A 17,941-nucleotide genomic window follows, 5' to 3' on the forward strand; every position below is an offset into this window, starting at 1 on the left:
GGTCAGGTAGCAGTCCAGGGTCAGGTAGCAGTCCAGGGTCAGGTAGCAGTCCAGGGTCAGGTAGCAGTCCAGGGTCAGGTAGCAGTGGCGGTGGGGGCGGCCGAGGGGGCCGCCCCCACTTGCGCGTCAGACCTTGGACACCAGGGTGAGCACGTCGTAGCGGGCCGCCGAGGTGCCGTCCTGCTTGGTCACGTCGGCGTCCCAGCGGACCTCGCCGTACTCGGCGTTCTCGCGCGGGGTGATCTGCTTGGCGGTGAGGGTCACGGTGAGCTCGTCGCCCGGGAAGACCGGTGTGGTGAACCGCAGGTTCTCCAGACCGTAGTTGGCCAGCACCGGGCCGGGCTCCGGCGAGACGAACAGGCCCGCGGCGAACGAGACGACCAGGTAGCCGTGCGCCACGATCCCGCCGAAGAACTCGTTGGCCGCGGCGGCCTCCGGGTTGGTGTGGGCGTAGAAGGTGTCGCCGGTGAACTCGGAGAAGTGGTCGATGTCGGCCTGGGTGACCGTGCGCGGGCCCGCCGTGACGCTGTCGCCCACCCGCAGGTCGGCCAGCGACTTGCGGAACGGGTGCACCTCCTCGACCCGGCGCGGGGCACCGGGCACCCACTCGCCGGTGATCGCGGCCAGGACCCGGGGGCTGGCCTGGATCGCGGTGCGCTGCAGGTGGTGCAGGACGCCGCGGATGCCGCCCATCTCCTCGCCGCCGCCCGCGCGGCCGGGGCCACCGTGCACGAGGGCGGGCAGCGGTGAGCCGTGGCCGGTGGACTCCTTGGCGTTCTCGGTGTCGAGGACCAGGAGCCTGCCGTGCCAGGGGGCCACGCCCAGGGCCAGTTCAGTCGCGAAGTCGGCGTCGCCGGTGACCACGGAGCCGACGAGGCTGCCGAGGCCGCGGGCGGCCAACTCGATCGCGTGGTCGACGCCGTCGTAGGGCAGCAGGGTGCTGACCGGGCCGAACGCCTCGACCTCGTGCGGCTGGGCGCGGTCGGGGTCGTCGGCGCGCAGCAGGACCGGGGAGAGGAAGGCGCCGCGCTCGGGGTCGGCGTCGAGGGTGTCGACGTGGTCGAGGTCGCCGTAGACGACGCGGCCCACCTCGGCGATCGAGCGCACCGAGCGGCGGACCTCCTCGCGCTGGTCGAGGCTGGCGAGGGCGCCCATCCGCACGTCCGGGTTGGCCGGGTTGCCGACGGTGATCTTGGCGAGGCGGGCGCTGACGGCGTCGGCGACCGCGTCGAGCTGTCCGGAGGGGACGAACGCGCGGCGGATGGCGGTGCACTTCTGGCCCGCCTTGACCGTCATCTCCGCGACCAGCTGCTTGACGAACAGGTCGAACTCGGGTGTGCCGACGGTGGCGTCGGGGCCCAGGATCGAGCAGTTGAGCGAGTCGGCCTCGGCGGTGAAGCGGACCGAGTTCGCGACCACGGCCGGGTGGGTGCGCAGCGTGCGGGCGGTGGCGGCCGAGCCGGTGAAGCCGACGAGGTCCTGCGGGGTGAGGTGGTCGAGCAGGTCGCCCGCGCTCCCGCTGACCAGCTGCAGGCTGCCCTCGGGCAGCGTCCCCGAGTCGAGCATCAACTCGACCAGCCGGGCGGTGACGTAGGCGGTCTGGCTGGCGGGCTTGATGAGCGTGGGCACCCCGGCCAGGAACGCGGGGGCGAACTTCTCCAGCGGGCCCCACACCGGGAAGTTGAACGCGTTGATCTGCACGGCGACCCCGCGCAGCGGCACGGCGATGTGCCTGCCGACGAAGGTGCCCTCGCGGCTGAGCCGCTCGACCGGGCCCTCGGCGAGGACCTTGGCGTTGGGCAGTTCGCGGCGGCCCTTGCCGCTGTAGGTGAACAGCACGCCGATGCCGCCGTCGACGTCGAACACGGAGTCGCGCTGGGTGGCGCCGGTGCGCGCGGACAGGGCGTAGAGCTCGGCCTTGTGCTCGGTGAGGTGGGTGGCGAGCACCTTCAGCAGCGCGGCGCGCTGGTGGAAGGTCAGCTCGCGCAGCGCGGACCCGCCGACGCGGCGGCCGTGCTCGAGCGCGGCGCCCATGTCGACCCCGGCGGAGGAGATCCGGGCGACCTCCTCGCCGGTGACCGCGTCGAGCAGCGGGGCCCCGTCGTCCGGGGTGTGCCAGCGGCCGGATACGTAGCTGCGCAGCAGCGCCATCTGGTCGACCTCCTGAGTCGATCGCGGGCCCGGCCTCGTCGCCGCGCCCACCGCGCCCGATGCTAGTGCCGCGCCCCGGGACGTCGCCCTCGTCGCGACCCGCCCACGCCCTGGGTCGAGCCACCGGCGGCGCGCTCGCCCGTGGCCCCGCGCGCACGAGCACGGACCGTGAAAACAATTCATTGCAATCCGTGGTGCGTCGTTACCAATTACCATTCCGAAACATGGGAACGCGATGGGAACATCCCACCCTTGCCGTTCGCCTATTTTGGGTGAAAAGGTGGCTTCTTGACAGCGTGACCGCCTGGTCGCGGTCGGTTTCCAGGACTAGCTGACCTGGGCTGAAGCCGCCCGATCCAGGCCGCAGCGCTTGTCGTCTCCGCACGGGGCCGACTGTGCGGAACATTCCCGATTCACCCCTGCCGCGGCTGAGTCCGCAGAATCGAGAAAAGCATGAAGAAGACCAAGCTCGCCGTGGCGCTCGCGGGCGCCGCGCTCGCCGTGCTGGCGGCGGCACCCACCTCGAACGCCGCCCCGAGCGCCCCCGCGGGCGACCCGGTGCTGACCCCGGCGATCATCGGTGGCGGCACCGCCAGCAACGCCCCGTGGGCGGCGCGGCTGTTCTCCAACGGCCAGCAGTCCTGCTCGGCGACCATCATCGCCCCGCAGTACATCCTGACCGCCAAGCACTGCGTGGCCAGCGGCACGATCAGCTTCCGGATCGGCAGCCTCGACCAGACCACCGGCGGCACCACCGCGAACGCCTCGCAGATCTACCGGCACTCCGCCTCGGACCTGGCCATCGCGCGCCTGGACCGCAGCGTGTCGGCCAGCTACGCGCCGCTGGGCACCACGGCCGACGCCCGCGTCGGCCAGCAGGTCCAGGTCTACGGCTGGGGCGCCACCTGCACCGGCCAGCCCGAGATCAACTGCCAGTCGCGCTACCTCAAGGTCGCGACCGTGCAGGTGACCTCGACCAACGCGCGCGACGCCTACAACGGTGTCGCCGTGCAGGCCCGCCGGGTCAACGGCATCACCGCCGGTGGCGACTCCGGTGGCCCGATGTTCGGCAACGGCCGCCAGATCGGCGTCGCCTCCACCAGCGACCGGCAGAGCATCACCAACTACACCTCGGTGGGCTCCTACCGCAGCTGGATCCAGAGCATCGCGGGCGTCTGATCCAGACCCCGCAGGGAGGGCCGCGACCACTGGTCGCGGCCCTTTCCGCTTTCTCGGGGACCCCGCGTCAGGGGCAGGTGTTGAGCATCCGGGTCAGCTCGGCGAGCTCCACGTCGTCGACGGTGAGCTGGTACTTGGTCTTCACCGCGACGTAGCCGGTGGCGTAGTCGCACCAGTACTCGCGCATCGGGCGCCACTTGCCCGGGTCGCCGTCGCTCTTCTGCTGGTTGGAGCGGGCGGACACGGCGACGAGGTTGACCGGGTCGTTGTAGTAGGCCTTGCGCTGCTCGGCGGTCCAGTTCCTGGCGCCGGAGCGGGCGGCCTCGGCCAGCGGCACGATGTGGTCGATCTGCAGGTCGGCCGGGTCCTTGGTGGTGACCCCGTCGTAGCGGCTGGTCCAGCAGGTGGCCTTCGGGCAGGACGGCTTGCACTGCCCGTCCACGGTCTCGCCGTCGCCGTCGCGCACCAGCACCTGCTCGCGGGTGCTGCACTTGCTGGCCCGGTCGTTGGCCCACTCCCCCCACTCGTCGCGGTCGTAGTGGGCGCCGGTGTCCTCGGGCCGGGGTTGGCCCAGCGCGGCGAGTTGGGCCTGGTGGTTGGCCGCCGCGCCAGGGGCGGGCGCGGGCAGCGAGGTGCCGCCGGTGCCGAGCGCGTCGGGGTCGCAGGCGGTGAGCAGGGAGAGCCCGAGGGCCGCCAGGACGGTCAGGACGGGGACTACGGAACGCATGATCACTCCCGAGATGCAGGATTGAGTGCATACATTCCATTGATCATCACCCGATCCGGGGAGGCGCGCCGAACGGTCGCGCATGTTCGGGCCCGCACGCGCGAAGGCCCGCCGGCCGCAGGGGAGCCGACGGACCTTCGCGTCCTTGCCGCGGAGTGGCTACCTAGTGCGGGGTCGCCTTCTCCGCGCCCGCGCCGGTGAGGGCTCGGACCTCCATCTCGGCGTACTTGTCGGCGCGGCGCTCCTTGGACAGCACCGTGCCGAGCCAGCCGAGGAAGAACGCCAGCGGGATGGAGACGATCCCGGGGTTCTCCAGCGGGAACCAGTGGAAGTCGACGCCCTGGATCATCGACGGCGTCGACGCGGTGGCCGGTTTGCCCGACACCGCCGGGGAGAACACGATCAGCACGATGCTCGCCACCAGGCCGCCGTAGGTGCTCCACAGCGCGCCGGAGGTGTTGAACCGCTTCCAGAACAGCGAGTACAGGATGGTCGGCAGGTTCGCCGAGGCGGCCACCGCGAACGCCAGCGCCACCAGGAAGGCCACGTTCTGCCCGTTGGCGACGATCCCGCCGACGATGGCGACGATCCCGATGACCACCGCGGTGATCCGGGCGACGCGCACCTCGGCGTTCTTGTCGGCGAGCTTGTCCTTCTTGATGATGTTGGCGTAGATGTCGTGGGCGAACGAGGCGGACGCGGTGATGGTCAACCCGGCGACCACGGCCAGGATGGTGGCGAAGGCGACCGCGGCGATCAGTCCCAAGAGGACAGGTCCGCCCAGTGCCTGGGCCAGCAGCGGCGCGGCGGAGTTCGCCTTGCCCGGTGCCGCCCGGATGGCCTCGGGGCCGACGATGGCACCGGCGCCGTAGCCCAGCACGAGGGTGAACAGGTAGAAGATGCCGATCAGCCAGATCGCCCAGACCACCGAGCGGCGCGCCTCCTTGGCGGTGGGCACGGTGTAGAAGCGCATCAGGATGTGCGGCAGGCCCGCGGTGCCCAGCACCAGCGCCAACCCCAGGGACAGGAAGTCGAGCTTGCTGGTGCCGGTGGCGCCGTACTGCTTGCCCGGGCTCAGCAGCGCCTCACCGGTCTTGCCGCCCGCGTCGACGGCGCCGCCGAGCAGGCTGGAGAGGTTGAAGCCGAACTTGGCCAGCACCCAGATGGTCATCGCCAGCGCGCCGGTGATCAGCAGCGCGGCCTTGATGATCTGCACCCAGGTGGTGCCCTTCATGCCGCCGACCAGCACGTAGACGATCATGATGAGGCCGACGGCGGCGATCACCACGGCCTGGCCGGTCTTGTTGGTGATGCCCAGCAGCAGCGCGACGAGGCCACCGGCACCGGCCATCTGGGCCAGCAGGTAGAAGAAGGACACCACCAGGGTCGAGGTCGCCGCGGCGGCGCGGACCGGGCGCTGGCGCATCCGGAACGCCAGCACGTCGCCCATCGTGTACTTGCCGGTGTTGCGCAGCAGTTCGGCCACCAGCAGCAGCGCGACCAGCCAGGCGACCAGGAAGCCGATGGAGTAGAGGAAACCGTCGTAGCCGTTGAGCGCGATGGCGCCCGCGATACCCAGGAAGGAGGCGGCGGAGAGGTAGTCGCCGGAGATCGCGATGCCGTTCTGCGGCCCGGTGAAGGCGCGGCCCGCGGCGTAGTAGTCGGCGGCGGTCTTGGTGTTGCGGCTGGCCCGGAACACGACCACCAGGGTGATCGCGACGAACACGGCGAAGATGCCGATGTTGAGGGCGGGGTTGTTGCCGGTGACCCCGGCGGCGATGGCGCTCACTTGGCCGCACCCCCCTCGACGCGCTCGCGGATGCTGGTGGCCAGCGGGTCGAGTTTGCGGTCGGCGTAGCGCACGTAGAGGCTGGTGATCACGAAGGTGGAGACGAACTGCAGCAGGCCGAGCACGAGACCGACGTTGATGTCACCGACCAGCTTGGTGGCCATGAAGCCGTGCGCGTAATCGGCGAGCAGCACGTAGACGAGGTACCAGACGAGGAACACGGCGGTCATCGGGAACACGAAGCGGCGTAAGCGCCTGCGCAGTTCGACGAACTCGGCGCTGCCGTGCACCTCCGCCCAGTCCGGCTCGTCGGGATCCGGTCGGGTGCCTGGGTCGTGGGACGTACTCATCGGGCGCCTCCCTCGATGGTGTTCCGCGTCACGGTAGGGACGGCGCGCGGCGCGCAGCAGAGGTCAGCGGCCCAATCGACGGAGGATGCGACGAGCGGCTGACGAACGGCGGGCCGAGAAGGACGAGTGGCCGGGATCGGCGCCGCGGCCCGCTCCGAGGTCGTGCCGTTCGCGCAGGTGCAGCCGCAACATGGCGGCCTGCGACCAGGCGGGCGGGCGGCCGAACAGCGACACCACGACCATCGTGGCGAAGGCCAGCGGCACCGACCAGGGCGCGGGCTGGGCGATGAGGATCGCGGGCCACCCGGACACGGGCGGGCCGAGCAGGGTCGCCACGATGGCGCCCGCGGTCGCGGCCAGGCCGGCGGCCACCCCGGCGATGGCGCCCGCGGCGGTCAGCCGCGGCCACCAGATGCCCAGCACCAGCAGCGGGCAGAAGGTCGACGCCGCGACGGTGAACCCCCAGGTGACCAGCACGCCCGCGTCGAGGCGGGCCGAGGGCAGGGCGAGCAGCACCACCACGGCGGCCGCGGCGACGACGGTGAAGCGCAGCCGGGCGAGGCCGCCGGGGACCAGGTCGTGCGAGATGGCGCCCGCGACGACGAGCAGCAGGCCGAGCGAGGTGGCCAGGAACGCGGCGAAGGCGCCCGCGGTGAGCAGCGCGGTGAAGACCGTCCCGGTCGGCCCGGCGTCCACTTGGGACGGTAGGGCGACCACCGCGGTGTCGGTGGCGCCGGACAGGTACAGCTGCGGCACCAGGACTTTCGCGAGCGTGCCGTAGATCCCGGGGAACAGGTAGAACACGCTGAGCAGGCCGACGGTGATCGCCGCGGTGCGGCGGGCGGCGCGGCCGTCGGGGCTGGTGTGGAAGCGCATGAGCACGTGCGGCAGACCCATGGTGCCGAGCATGGTCGCGATCAGCACGGCCCAGGTGCCGAGCAGGGGGTGGCCCGCGTGCGACGGGTCGAGCAGGGGGCGCTGCCAGTCGGGGCCGCCCGGCGCCGCGCCGCCGCGGATGCCGGGCACGGGGGCGCCCGCAGGGAAGACCACGGTGGACCCCTCGGCGACCCGGTACTCCCCCGCCGGGATGTCCAGCGGCGCGCCGTCGCCGGTGCGCGCGGTCAGCGGCTCGTCGAGCAGGAGGGTGACCTCGAGGCCGAAGTCGACCGGGGTCTCGCGGGTGAAGTGGGTGAACTCGACCGGGTGCACCGCCTCGTGCCGGACCTGCGGGCCGACCTGCAGCAGCAGCCAGATCGCGGGCACGATGAACAGCACCAGCTTGAAGCAGAACTGGAACGCCTGCACGTAGGTCGCCGCGCGCATCCCGCCCACGGCGAGGGTCACGCTGACCACGACGGCGGCGATCACCACGCCCACCCAGTACGGGCCGTCGCTGACCACGCTGAGCACCAGCCCGGCGGTGCGGAACTGGGGCACGAGGTAGAGCCCGGCGATCACCAGGACGGTGACGGCGGCGAGCTTGCGCAGCGGGGTCGAGGCCAGCCGCGCCTCGGCGAAGTCCGGGACGGTCACCGCGCCGGAGCGGCGCATCGGGGCCGCGACGAGCACGAGCATCGCGACGTAGCCCGCGGTGAAGCCGACCGGGTACCACAGCGCGCCCATGCCGTCCTTGACCACCAGGCCCGCGACCCCGAGGAACGAGGCGGCGGAGAGGTACTCCCCCGACACCGCGGCCGAGTTGAGCAGCGGGGAGACCCGGCGGGAGGCGACCAGGAAGTCGGAGGTGGTGCGGATCGCCGCGACCCCGCGCAGCCCCACCAGCAGGGTCAGCAGGACGACGGGGGCGACGGCGAAGACCGCGATCACTCGGTGTCCTCGGCGCGCTCGGCGCGGCGCAACTGCCAGTGCGAGAGGACGACCATGGCCGGGAACGGGATGGCGACGATGGCGATCCAGGACAGCGGGATGCCCAGCACCCGCACCTCGTCCCAGCCGGGGGTCAGCCAGAGCAGGACCGGGAGGCCGAGCAGCAGCCCGAACAGGGTGCCCAAAGCGGCGACCGCCCTGGCGCGCTGGGCCCGGTAGACGCGCAGGGCCTGGCGGACCTCGGCGGGGTCCATCGTGGGCGGGCGCCACGCGGTGCGGTGGCGGCGGCGGGCGTGCGCCAGCCGCGTCTGGGGACTGGTGACGGCCACCCTGCGGTGCGGGCTCACCGGTGGTCCTGCCGGGGTCTCACCGCTTGCCCAGCTCCCCTCGTTGGGCCGCCCGCAGCAGGCGCTCGCGCAGTTCGCGGGCGTGGCGGCGGCTCACCGGGACGTCGCCCAGGTCGGTGTGCGCCAGCATGCCGCCCACCGAGTCGCTGCGCAGCTCGCGGACCGCGTCGAGGGCGACCAGGAAACCGCGGTGCACCCGGGCGAAGCCGGAGCCCTCCCAGTACTCCTGCAGCCGGGAGATGGGCATCCGGACCAGGTGCACGCCCGTGGAGGTGTGCAGCCGGACGTAGTCGCCGTGCGCCTCGGCGAACTTCACCTCGGCGCGGCGCACGTAGCGGGTCCGGCCGTCGGTCTCCACCGGCAGCGCGGGCATGGCGTCCGGGCGCGGCGCGGTCTCGGCGACGGTGGCGCGGCGGGCGGCGGTGGCCCGCACGACCCGGGTCAGCGCGTCGGCCAGCCGCTCGGCGCGCACCGGTTTGAGCAGGTAGTCGACCGCGCCGATGCCGTAGGCGGACACGGCGTGCCCGTCGTAGGCGGTGACGAACACGATCACCGGCGGGTCGCTGAGCTTGGCCAGCAGCGAGGCCAGCTCCAGGCCGTTGAGCCCGGGCATGGAGATGTCGAGGAACACCGCGTCGAACGGCTCGGCCTGGATGACCTTCAACGCGCTGACCGCGTCCGGCGCGGCGCGGACCTGGGCCACGTCCGGGGAGGCGCGCAGCAACCGGCACAGCTCGTCGAGCGCGGCCCGCACGTCGTCGACGGCCAGCACCCGGACACCGGTGCTCCCGGCGGTCACGGCACGACTCCGGGGGCGAACATCGGCATCCGCACGACCACCCTGGTGCCCGCCTCCCGCTCGGTCTCCACCACCAGCCCGTACCAGGGGCCGTAGACGTTGCGCAGCCTGCGGTCGACGTTGGCCAGCCCGACGCTGTCGGCCGGACCGCGCCCGGCCAGGATCGCCTCGGCGTGCGCAGGCGCCATCCCGACCCCGTCGTCGTCGACGGTGATGACGCAGTCGCTGCCCTCGGCCTCACCGCGCACCTGCACGACCCCGCCGGTCGGCCGGGGCTCGACGCCGTGGCGCACCGCGTTCTCCACCAGCGGCTGCAGCACCAGGTACGGGATCGCCACGGCCAGCACCTCGGGCGCGACCCGCACCTGCACGCGCAGCCGCTCGCCCAGCACCGCCCGCTGCAGCGCCAGGTACGTCTCGATGGCGTGGAACTCCTCGGCCACGGTGGTGTACTCGCCGTGGCGGGCCAGGCTGTAGCGGTTGTAGTCGGCGAAGTCGAGCATCAGCTCGTGCGAGCGCTCGGGGTCGGAGTGCACGAGCGAGGCGATGACGGTCAGCGCGTTGTAGACGAAGTGCGGGGAGATCTCCGCGCGCAGGGCCCGCAGCTCGGCCTGGGCGGCCTGCTCGGCGGAGGCCTCCAACCTGGCCCGCTCCAGCGCGGCGACCACCAGCTCGGTGGCCTCCCTGGTCGCCCGCGGCGACACCTGCCCCGCGACGACGAGGACCCCGGCCAGCTCGTCGTGCACGTGCAGGGGGAAGGCGACCAGCGGGGGCCGCCCCGCGCGCGTCTCGCTGTGCAGCACCTCGTCGACCTGGGCCAACCACCGCGTGCCCTCGGGCACCCGGCCCGCCCAGGTGGGCCGCCCGGAGAGGTCGGCGACCCCCACCGCCTCGGCCCCGACGAGCCCCCGGATCCCCCGCGCCGCCGAAGCGACCCCACCGCCGGTGAGCCCGTCGGCGAGGTCCTCCCCGATCCGCCGGGCCAGCGCGAGCACCGCCCCGGGATCGGCCGGGTGCCGCCGGGCGAACGACAGCCACGAGCGCTGTTCGTCCTGCGGCATCGGCGTTCCCCTCCGGCGGTTTCGTAGATGTTAAGCGCCCGCTACACGAAGGGGTGAGTCACGCAGGTCAGTCCGACCGGATCGGGGTGAAGACGCCCGCCATCGCCGCCACCCGGGCCCGCGCCCGCCGGTTCAACAACCGCCGGAACTCCCACGGCTCCCGAGCCCGCCCCACCAACTCCCCCGCCGCCTGCACCACGACGACCGGCACCACGCCCTTGAGCCCCGGGTACGCCTCGACGAGCTCGGCACAAATCTCATCGGCGATCGCACGCAGATCGGCAGCGGTGTCGGCGGGAGTAGGCATTGGTCCAGCATGGCCTGCCTGTGAAGTCCCCCGGTTGCCGTAATGTTACCAACCACAAGCCGTTGAGCTGCAACGCTTCGACCGACCAGGCACTGTCCTATCGAGACAGGTTCCCGCAGGTGGGACAGACTTCACCCGTTCGTAGGAACGGGGTTGCGCAGCCCCGCACCCCTTCGGCAGCCACTGGAGTCGGGTGTCGCCAGCAGCCAGGACAGAAGCGGAAGCCGCCGGTGCCAATCCAGCCCGCCCTCGTCGACTCTGCCAACTCAGCGCCTGGACAGTCGGACCCGGCGGTGCCAGCTTGCCCCCCGTCAGGTCCGCCCCAACCCACCTGCTCAGCGCCTGGACAGTCGGAGTCGCTGGTGCCAGGCCGGCTCGATGGGGCGGACTTGTTTTGCGTGGGGGGACAACACCCGTAGCGTTTCCACGCGGCAGGGCCTGCTTTTGGGCCCCTGCTTTGCGGTCCTGCCACGGGTGTTGTAGGGGCCCCGCGCAAAACAAGTTCGCCCCATCGAGCTCGTCGCATTGTCGCGTTTCCCGCCGATGTTGCCGCCAGGCGACGAGGCGTCCACCGGAGCCGAAGGCGGAGGCCCGAATCCCTTGCCCCGCACCCCCAGCAACGGCTGACGTCAAGATCAACCTGATCGAAAGCCCCCAAATACAGCCTACCGCGCAGCACCGACAAACCGGGAGCAGCAAGCAAGGCCCTGTGGACAACCGCAGGCGTTGTGGACAACCAACCACCACAACCACCCCCACAAGATCAACTGAATCAAGAGCCCCCGATATACAGCCTACCGAGCAACACCGACAGAAGAGGAGCACCAAGCACCACCCTGTGGACAACCACAACCGTTGTGGACAACCAAAGCCACGCCCAGCGAACGCCCCAAGGCCACAGCCAGCCACCCCAAGCAACCAGTGCTACACCCCCGCGAACCACCAGCCCCGAACCACCAGCAGCCCGCACTCACCCACCAGCCTCAAGCAACAACAGCCTCCGCAGCAAACTGCGTCCTATAGAGCTCCGCATACCTCCCCCCACCCGCCAACAACACAGCATGTGTGCCCCTCTCCACAATCCTCCCACCCTCAACCACCAGAATCTCATCCGCCGCCCGCACCGTAGACAACCGGTGCGCAATCACAATTGCCGTCCGACCCACTAGCGCCTCCCCCAACGCAGCCTGCACAGCCGCCTCCGAAGTAGCATCCAAATGCGCCGTCGCCTCATCCAGGATGACCACTCGCGGGCGTGCGAGAAGAAGCCGCGCAATTGTCAGGCGTTGGCGCTCACCACCAGAAAGGTGGTAGCCGCGTTCGCCGACGAGGGTGTCTAGGCCGTCGGGGAGGGCGGTGATCAGGTCAGCCAGGCGGGCTCGGTGGAGGGCGTCCCAGAGGTCTGGGTCGGTGGCGGTGGGGTTGGCCAGCAGGAGGTTGGCGCGGATGGACTCGTGGAAGAGGTGTCCGTCCTGGGTTACAAGGCCGATGGTGGCGCGCAGGGAGTCGGCGGTCAGGTCGCGGATGTCGGTGCCGGAGAGGCGGATGGTTCCCGCGTCGGCGTCGTAGAGGCGGGTGGCGAGTTGGGCGATGGTCGACTTCCCGGCGCCGGAGGAGCCGACGATGGCGATGAGGTGGCCGGGGTGGGCTTGGAAGGACACGTCGTGCAGGACTTGGGTGCCGCCGCGGGTGTCGAGGGTGGCGACCTCCTCCAGTGAGGCCAGCGAGACCTTGTCCGCAGCCGGATAGGCGAAGTCCACGTGGTCGAACTCGAGGGAGGCGGGGCCGTCGGGGACCGGGCGGGCCGCGGGGGCCTCGACGATCAGGGGCTTTAGGTCGAGGACCTCGAAGACGCGTTCGAAGCTGACCAGGGCGCTCATCACCTCCACACGGGCGCCTGCCAGGGCGGTCAGGGGCGCGTAGAGCCGGGTCAGCAGCAGCGCCAGGGCGACGACCGCGCCGGGCTCCAGCGCGCCGGTGAGGGCCAGGTAGCCGCCGAGGCCGTAGACGAGGGCCAGGGCCAGCGCGGAGACCAGGGTGAGCGCGGTGACGAACACCCACTGGACCATCGCCGAGCGGATGCCGATGTCGCGGACCCGGGCCGCGCGGGCGGCGAACTCGGCCGACTCGCGGGCGGGGCTGCCGAACAGCTTCACCAGGGTCGCGCCGGGCGCGGAGAACCGCTCGGTCATCCGGGTGCTCATGGCCGCGTTGTGCTCGGCGGCCTCGCGGCGCAGGCCCGCGACCCGGCGGCCCATGCGGCGCGCGGGGATCACGAAGACCGGCAGCAGCACCAGCGCGAGCACGGTCACCTGCCAGGAGATGCCGATCATCACGACCAGCGTCAGGGTGAGCGTGACGAGGTTGCCGAGCACCCCGGACAGGGTGTCGCTGAAAGCGCGCTGGGCGCCGATGACGTCGTTGTTGAGCCTGCTGACCAGGGCGCCGGTGCGGGTCCTGGTGAAGAACGCGACCGGCATCCGCTGCACGTGGTCGAACACCCGGGTGCGCAGGTCCAGGATCAGCCCCTCGCCGATGCCCGCCGACAGGTTCCGGCCCACCACCCCGATCCCGGCCTCCACCACCGCGGCGAGCGCGATCACCGCGGCCAGCCACAGCACGACCCGCGGCTCGGCGTGGTTGACGATCGCGTCGACCACCCGCCCGGCCAGCACCGGGGTCGCCACCGCCAGCGCCGAGAGCAGCACGCTGACCAGCAGGAACCAGCCGATCCGGCGGCGGTGCGGGCGGGCGAACCCGGCCACCCTGCGCAACGTCGCCCAGCCGCTCGGGCGCCCGTCGCGGGCGTTCATGGCCCGGTAGAGCGAGTCCCACGCCATCATCTGCATGTCCACTGCCAATCCCCTCGTCGCCTGTCCCGACCGACGGTAAAATCTCCAGTAATGTCGAGGTCAAGGGACGCCGTAGGATGCCGCCCGTGATCACCGCACTGCGCGACCTCGGCTCCGGAGCCCGCCTCCTCGGCCGCGGTCTCACCCTCGTCCTGGGCAACCGTTCGCTGCTGCTGCGCGGCGCGCTGCCGGTCCTGTTGACCAGCGTGCTGCTGTTCGCCGGGCTGATCACCCTCGCGGTCAACGCCGACGACCTGGTTGCTTGGGTGACCCCGTTCGCCGACGACTGGGCGGCGACCTGGCGCACGGCGCTGCGGATCGGGGTGGGCATCTCGCTGGTGGTCGGGCTGGGCGCGGTGTCGCTACTGCTGTTCACCGCGCTGACGCTGATCATCGGCGGGCCGTTCTACGAGAGCATCGCCGAGGAGGTCGAGGACCGGGAGCTGGGCGGGGTCCCCGGGGCGCAGGAGATCGGCTGGGCGCGGGCCGCGTGGATCGGGCTGCGCGACGCGCTGCTGCTGGTGCTGCGCGGGCTGGTGTGGGCGATCGCGCTGTTCGCGCTCGGCTTCATCCCGGTGCTCGGGCAGACCGTGGTACCGGTGCTGGCGGTGTGCGTCGGGGCGTGGCTGCTGTCGATCGAGCTGACCGCGATCCCGTTCGTGCGGCGCGGGGTCAGCCTGCGCGAGCGCCGCCGGGCGCTGCGCGGGCGGCGGGCGCTGACCCTGGGCTTCGGCATCCCGGTGTACCTGCTGTGCCTGATCCCGTTCGCCGCGCTGCTGGTGTTCCCGGCGGCGATGGCGGGCGGCACGCTGCTGGCGCACCGGGTGGGCACCGGCCGCTGAGACCCGGGCGCGGTGGGGTCACCGCGCCCGGAGCGCTCACACCTTGCGGCCCATACCGCCGAGCATCATGAAGTTCATGTCGGTCAGCGGGCTCATCCGCGGCCCGTCCGGCCACCACTCGTGCAGGAACGTCAGGCCGGGCTCGATGAGCTCCAGGCCCTTGAACCAGCACTCGATCTCGGTGCGGTCGCGGAACGCGGTGGCGATCCTGGTGTTGCGGAACCCGTCGCGCAGCGCGGCGGCGAGGGTGGCGTAGTGGCTGCCGTCGGCGTGGTCGAACTGCTGGCTGAGCACGACGTAGGAGCCCGGGGCGAGCGCGTCGACCCAGCCGTGCACGGTGGTGCGGGCCACGACGTCGTCGAGCAGGTGACCGGTGACCGCGCACAGCATGAGGCCGATGGGGCGGTCGAAGTCGATCCGGCGGCGCAGGTCCGGGTCGGAGGTCACGTACTCGGGCTCGGTGATGTCGTAGTCGAGCATGTGCGTGTTGTCGTTCTCCTCGAGCAGCGCCCGGCCGTGCGCGAGCACGACCGGGTCGTTGTCGATGTAGACGACCTTGGCGTCGGGGTTGTGCCGCTGGACGATCTGGTGGGTGTTGTCCACGGTGGGCAGACCGGACCCCAGATCGATGAACTGGTCCACACCACGCTGGGTCACCAGCAGCCGCAGCGCCCGGCAGAACCACTCGCGGTGGTCTCGGGCCATCTGCCGCACGCCGGGGGCCAGCGCGGCGAGCCGCTCGACGGCGTCGCGGTCGGCGGCGTAGTTGTCCCGACCACCGAGAAGGGCGTCGAAGAGCCGAGCCTGGTTGGGCGCGTCGAAGTCGATCGCCATGCCCCTGGGGAGGTCTCCCCAGGGTTCGGACTCGGCAGCAGGCATGTGACTGACTCCACAGGACGCGGCAACGGACGGTGAACAGACTAGGACACCGGGCGACCGCTGCGAACGGCCCCCACCGTACGTCGTACTCGGTGCGGCGCCGGGGAGAGACCCTCTGGCGCAACCGTCACCCGGAAGAAGGAACGCCGTACGGGTGATATTGCGCCGGATGGCCGGGTCATCGGACCTCAGACCCCCGGGATCGATTCACCCGGCCCGGTGACGGACGGGGTCCCGTCGAGGACGTGGGCCCACGCACCGAGGTCGGCGCGGCGCGGCGGGTCGGCCCCCGGCCGGGCACAGGTGAGCGCGCCGACGGCGTTGGCGAGGTCCAGCGCGCCCGCGACGGTCGGCTCGTCGAGCGCGCCGATCGGGCCGCCCGCGGCGACGAGCGCGCACAGCAGGCCCGCGGTGAAGGCGTCGCCCGCGCCGACGGTGTCGACCACGGTGGTCGGCGGGGCGGGCCGCTCGACGGCCAGCGAGGTGGTGACCGCGAGCGCGCCGCGCGGCCCCCGGGTCAGCACGACCAGCCGGGGGCCGAGGATGAGCAGCGCCTCGGCGCGGCGCTCGGGGTCGGTGCCCGGGTAGAGCCAGTCCAGGTCCTCCTCGCTGACCTTGACCACGTCCGCGAGGCCGACCTGGCGCTCGAACCGGGAGCGGGCCACCTCGGGCCGCCCGGCGAGGGTGGGCCGGATGTTCGGGTCGAAGCTCACCGGGACCCCGGCGGCGCGGGCGGCGCGCATGGCGGACTCGACGACGCCGGGCGCGAGCGCCGCAGCGAGGGAGCCGGTGTGCAGGAACCGGGCGCCGGGCACCGGGGGGACGGCCTCGACGTCCCAGGCGACGCGGAAGTCGTAGGTCGCCACACCGTGCTCGTCGGTCGCAGCGAAGGCGACGCTGGTGGCTGCGCCTGCTCTGCTGGGCAGCACCACGGTCGAGACGCCGGACTCGTCGAGGTGCGCGCGGACCACGGCACCGAACAGGTCGTCGCCGAGGTGGGTGCTGAGCACGGCCCGCCCCCCGAGCCGCGCGACGGCGATCGCGGCATTGGCAGGCCCACCACCCGGGTGCGCCGTGAACGTCCGCCGATCCGGCTCGGCGACCAGGTCCACCAGCGCCTCACCGACCACACTGATCACCGCTTTGCTGATCACCGTGTCGCCGAGCACGTCACTGCTGATCACCGCGCTCACGACGGGAACGGCAACGTCGGCTGCGACGACAACCCCCCGGTGACCGCGGCCGCCCTGGCCTCGGCCGAGGCCAGGCAATGCCCGCAGTTGACCGGCTCGGCCGCCGGGTGCAACTCCCCCGCCCCGGCCCCGGACCAGCCCTGACCACAAGCGGGCCCCGGCATCGCCAACCCCGCCACCCACGGCGTCATCCGCACCGCGTGCACGACGGGCGAGCGGCGCACCCGCAGATTGCGCTCAGCGAAACGGGTCGCCTCCTGCCGGGCCAGCGCGGACAGCCCCGCGTAGAGCGGATCCTCGATCAGCGGCTCGGTGCTCACCACCCCAGCATGCCCCACCACCCCGACAACCCACCGCCGAACACCCGGCCGCCAGGCCAGACGCCAGACACCGAGGCGTCCCGCCTCAATGATGAGTTCACGTCTCCGGCGCCCCCCAAGCCCACCGAATCCCGTGCCGCCCGGGTTCCAGGTCCAGCGCCATCGAGTGCGCCGTGTACGCCGAGTCCAGCGTCAGCGCGCGCACCTGTTCGCGCCCACCCGCCTCGGTGAACTGGACGCAGTAGCGCGGTAACGCGCGCGGGTCGAAGCGGACCTCCAGCAGGTACTCGCGCACCGGCATCCGGCTGACCCGCTGGTGGCCGTAGGCGGTGGGGCGCGGGGTTGGCAGGTGGTACTCGTGCTCCACGATGATCGTCTCGCGGCGGCCGAGGGGGCGGTCGAAGAGGAGTTCGGCGGCGACCTGGCCGCCGCGCAGGTCGACGTTGACGCGGCCGAGGGTGCAGTTGCGGGTGCCGGTGAGCGTGGGCGGGGCGCCGCCCTCGCGCTCGGCCCAGCCGGTGACCACGATGCGGTCGACGCCGTCGCGCTCGGCGCGCAGGACCTGGCGGGTGCGCTGGACGGTCTTGGCTCGGTCGGCGCCGATGGTGATGCGGTCGTGGGCGGAGAGGCGGGTGAGGGCGCTGTCCTGGCTGAGGTCGAGCTCGGCGACCAAGCGGCGGAACTCGGCGGTGTCGGCCCACGGGGCGGACGCGGCGAGCGGGCGGGGGGTGCGCTTGGCGGAGCGGCCGCGCGGGCGGGGTGCTTCGAGCAGCGCACGCAGCGCACCCGAGCCGAGGCCGAGCATGTCCTCCAAGTGGCCGAGGGCGGCGATCGAGCGGGGGCGCTCCGGTCTGCTGCGACCGGTCTGCCAGTAGCTCAGCGTGGCGAGGCTGACAGGGGTTCCCCGCGCGCGCAGCTGCTCGGCGACGCGTTCGAGGGTGATCTCACTGTCGGCGATGGCCGAGCGCAGGGCGTCGGCGAAGCAGTGCGGGGCCGGGTCCACCTACCGGAACGTAGCCAAGCGCCGCCGGGAGCGGAAGGGGTGGATCGTTGCACGATCGGCAGCACCGCGTTCGATTTGGGGGGCAGCGGTCGCGGAAATCGCCGCGCTATTAGTGCTGGACGCCCTCCACCGAATGGAGATACCCGATCCGGTAATGCCGGTGACATACCGAAACCGGAGTCGGACAAGGTGGGCGCCCGGTATCGGCCGACCGGGTAGGCAAGGGTTTTCACTGTTGACAAACAGCCGTGATCGCGGTCTGTCACCGTTCTGACCAGCGGTTGGTCCGGACCACTACGACGAACGTGCGCTGCC

16 protein-coding genes are annotated in these 17,941 nt (G+C 72.0%); 2 read left to right on the top strand and 14 right to left on the bottom strand.

The genetic code is table 11. From position 1 onward, the window contains the following. Nucleotides 1-126 precede the first annotated feature (126 nt). Complete coding sequence (gene paaZ / locus LV75_RS33820) at nt 127-2,151, bottom strand: phenylacetic acid degradation bifunctional protein PaaZ (protein WP_253891618.1); 2,025 nt, start codon at nt 2,149-2,151, stop codon at nt 127-129. Nucleotides 2,152-2,604: 453 nt separating this feature from the next. On the opposite strand from paaZ, the gene LV75_RS33825 reads away from it, so the two are divergent. Next, nucleotides 2,605-3,330, top strand: coding sequence for a S1 family peptidase (locus tag LV75_RS33825; RefSeq protein ID WP_253891619.1), 726 nt, complete (start codon nt 2,605-2,607; stop codon nt 3,328-3,330). 67 nt (nt 3,331-3,397) lie between these two features. Here the strand turns inward: LV75_RS33825 and LV75_RS33830 are convergent, their stop codons facing one another. The 9 genes from LV75_RS33830 to LV75_RS33870 all read right to left on the bottom strand — a co-directional run bounded on the left by LV75_RS33830 (nt 3,398) and on the right by LV75_RS33870 (nt 13,386). Next, nucleotides 3,398-4,057: an HNH endonuclease family protein gene (locus tag LV75_RS33830; RefSeq protein ID WP_253891620.1), complete on the bottom strand. Its 660-nt coding sequence runs from the start codon at nt 4,055-4,057 to the stop codon at nt 3,398-3,400. A gap of 163 nt (nt 4,058-4,220) precedes the next feature. Next, nucleotides 4,221-5,846, bottom strand: coding sequence for a monocarboxylic acid transporter (locus tag LV75_RS33835; RefSeq protein ID WP_253891621.1), 1,626 nt, complete (start codon nt 5,844-5,846; stop codon nt 4,221-4,223). Next, nucleotides 5,843-6,196 (bottom strand): DUF485 domain-containing protein, encoded by a 354-nt coding sequence (locus tag LV75_RS33840; RefSeq protein ID WP_253891622.1) that lies wholly within the window; start codon nt 6,194-6,196, stop codon nt 5,843-5,845. Before LV75_RS33840 ends, LV75_RS33835 begins: the two co-directional genes overlap by 4 nt. A gap of 63 nt (nt 6,197-6,259) precedes the next feature. Then, nucleotides 6,260-8,023 (bottom strand): sodium/solute symporter, encoded by a 1,764-nt coding sequence (locus LV75_RS33845; RefSeq protein ID WP_253891623.1) that lies wholly within the window; start codon nt 8,021-8,023, stop codon nt 6,260-6,262. Beyond that, nucleotides 8,020-8,370, bottom strand: a complete 351-nt coding sequence (locus LV75_RS33850; RefSeq protein ID WP_253891624.1) for a hypothetical protein — start codon at nt 8,368-8,370, stop codon at nt 8,020-8,022. The genes LV75_RS33845 and LV75_RS33850 overlap by 4 nt, the downstream gene beginning before the upstream one ends. Nucleotides 8,371-8,389: 19 nt before the next feature. Continuing rightward, on the bottom strand, nt 8,390-9,169 hold the full coding sequence (locus LV75_RS33855) for a LytR/AlgR family response regulator transcription factor (protein ID WP_253891625.1): 780 nt from the start codon (nt 9,167-9,169) through the stop codon (nt 8,390-8,392). After that, nucleotides 9,166-10,230, bottom strand: coding sequence for a sensor histidine kinase (locus tag LV75_RS33860; protein ID WP_253891626.1), 1,065 nt, complete (start codon nt 10,228-10,230; stop codon nt 9,166-9,168). The genes LV75_RS33855 and LV75_RS33860 overlap by 4 nt, the downstream gene beginning before the upstream one ends. A gap of 67 nt (nt 10,231-10,297) precedes the next feature. Beyond that, entirely contained in the window at nt 10,298-10,537 is a 240-nt protein-coding gene (locus tag LV75_RS33865) for a hypothetical protein (RefSeq protein WP_253891627.1), read from the bottom strand. 983 nt (nt 10,538-11,520) lie between these two features. Next, entirely contained in the window at nt 11,521-13,386 is a 1,866-nt protein-coding gene (locus tag LV75_RS33870) for an ABC transporter ATP-binding protein (protein ID WP_372504301.1), read from the bottom strand. 89 nt (nt 13,387-13,475) lie between these two features. Between LV75_RS33870 and LV75_RS33875 the strand changes: the two genes are divergently transcribed. Then, nucleotides 13,476-14,231: an EI24 domain-containing protein gene (locus LV75_RS33875; protein WP_253891628.1), complete on the top strand. Its 756-nt coding sequence runs from the start codon at nt 13,476-13,478 to the stop codon at nt 14,229-14,231. A gap of 36 nt (nt 14,232-14,267) precedes the next feature. Here the strand turns inward: LV75_RS33875 and LV75_RS33880 are convergent, their stop codons facing one another. The 4 genes from LV75_RS33880 to LV75_RS33895 all read right to left on the bottom strand — a co-directional run bounded on the left by LV75_RS33880 (nt 14,268) and on the right by LV75_RS33895 (nt 17,626). Next, nucleotides 14,268-15,110 (bottom strand): SAM-dependent methyltransferase, encoded by an 843-nt coding sequence (locus tag LV75_RS33880; RefSeq protein ID WP_253891629.1) that lies wholly within the window; start codon nt 15,108-15,110, stop codon nt 14,268-14,270. Between the two features lie 188 nt (nt 15,111-15,298). Next, nucleotides 15,299-16,303, bottom strand: coding sequence for a carbohydrate kinase family protein (locus LV75_RS33885; RefSeq protein ID WP_253891630.1), 1,005 nt, complete (start codon nt 16,301-16,303; stop codon nt 15,299-15,301). After that, nucleotides 16,300-16,623 carry a hypothetical protein gene (locus tag LV75_RS33890; RefSeq protein WP_253891631.1) on the bottom strand — a complete coding sequence of 108 codons (324 nt, stop codon included), beginning with the start codon at nt 16,621-16,623 and terminating at the stop codon, nt 16,300-16,302. Before LV75_RS33890 ends, LV75_RS33885 begins: the two co-directional genes overlap by 4 nt. Nucleotides 16,624-16,720: 97 nt before the next feature. After that, the gene (locus LV75_RS33895) at nt 16,721-17,626 is read right to left on the bottom strand and encodes an XRE family transcriptional regulator (RefSeq protein WP_253891632.1); all 906 of its coding nucleotides are present in this window, start codon (nt 17,624-17,626) and stop codon (nt 16,721-16,723) included. Nucleotides 17,627-17,941 lie beyond the last annotated feature (315 nt).

This window comes from Actinokineospora diospyrosa (genome assembly GCF_024171925.1).
Lineage (GTDB): Bacteria > Actinomycetota > Actinomycetes > Mycobacteriales > Pseudonocardiaceae > Actinokineospora > Actinokineospora diospyrosa.

Coding starts and splice junctions, on each gene's coding strand:
- paaZ (WP_253891618.1), bottom strand. CDS start 2,151: ATGGCGCTGCTGCGCAGCTACGTATCCGGCCGCTGGCACACCCCGGAC.
- LV75_RS33825 (WP_253891619.1), top strand. CDS start 2,605: ATGAAGAAGACCAAGCTCGCCGTGGCGCTCGCGGGCGCCGCGCTCGCC.
- LV75_RS33830 (WP_253891620.1), bottom strand. CDS start 4,057: ATGCGTTCCGTAGTCCCCGTCCTGACCGTCCTGGCGGCCCTCGGGCTC.
- LV75_RS33840 (WP_253891622.1), bottom strand. CDS start 6,196: ATGAGTACGTCCCACGACCCAGGCACCCGACCGGATCCCGACGAGCCG.
- LV75_RS33860 (WP_253891626.1), bottom strand. CDS start 10,230: ATGCCGCAGGACGAACAGCGCTCGTGGCTGTCGTTCGCCCGGCGGCAC.
- LV75_RS33865 (WP_253891627.1), bottom strand. CDS start 10,537: ATGCCTACTCCCGCCGACACCGCTGCCGATCTGCGTGCGATCGCCGAT.
- LV75_RS33870 (WP_372504301.1), bottom strand. CDS start 13,386: ATGCAGATGATGGCGTGGGACTCGCTCTACCGGGCCATGAACGCCCGC.
- LV75_RS33880 (WP_253891629.1), bottom strand. CDS start 15,110: ATGCCTGCTGCCGAGTCCGAACCCTGGGGAGACCTCCCCAGGGGCATG.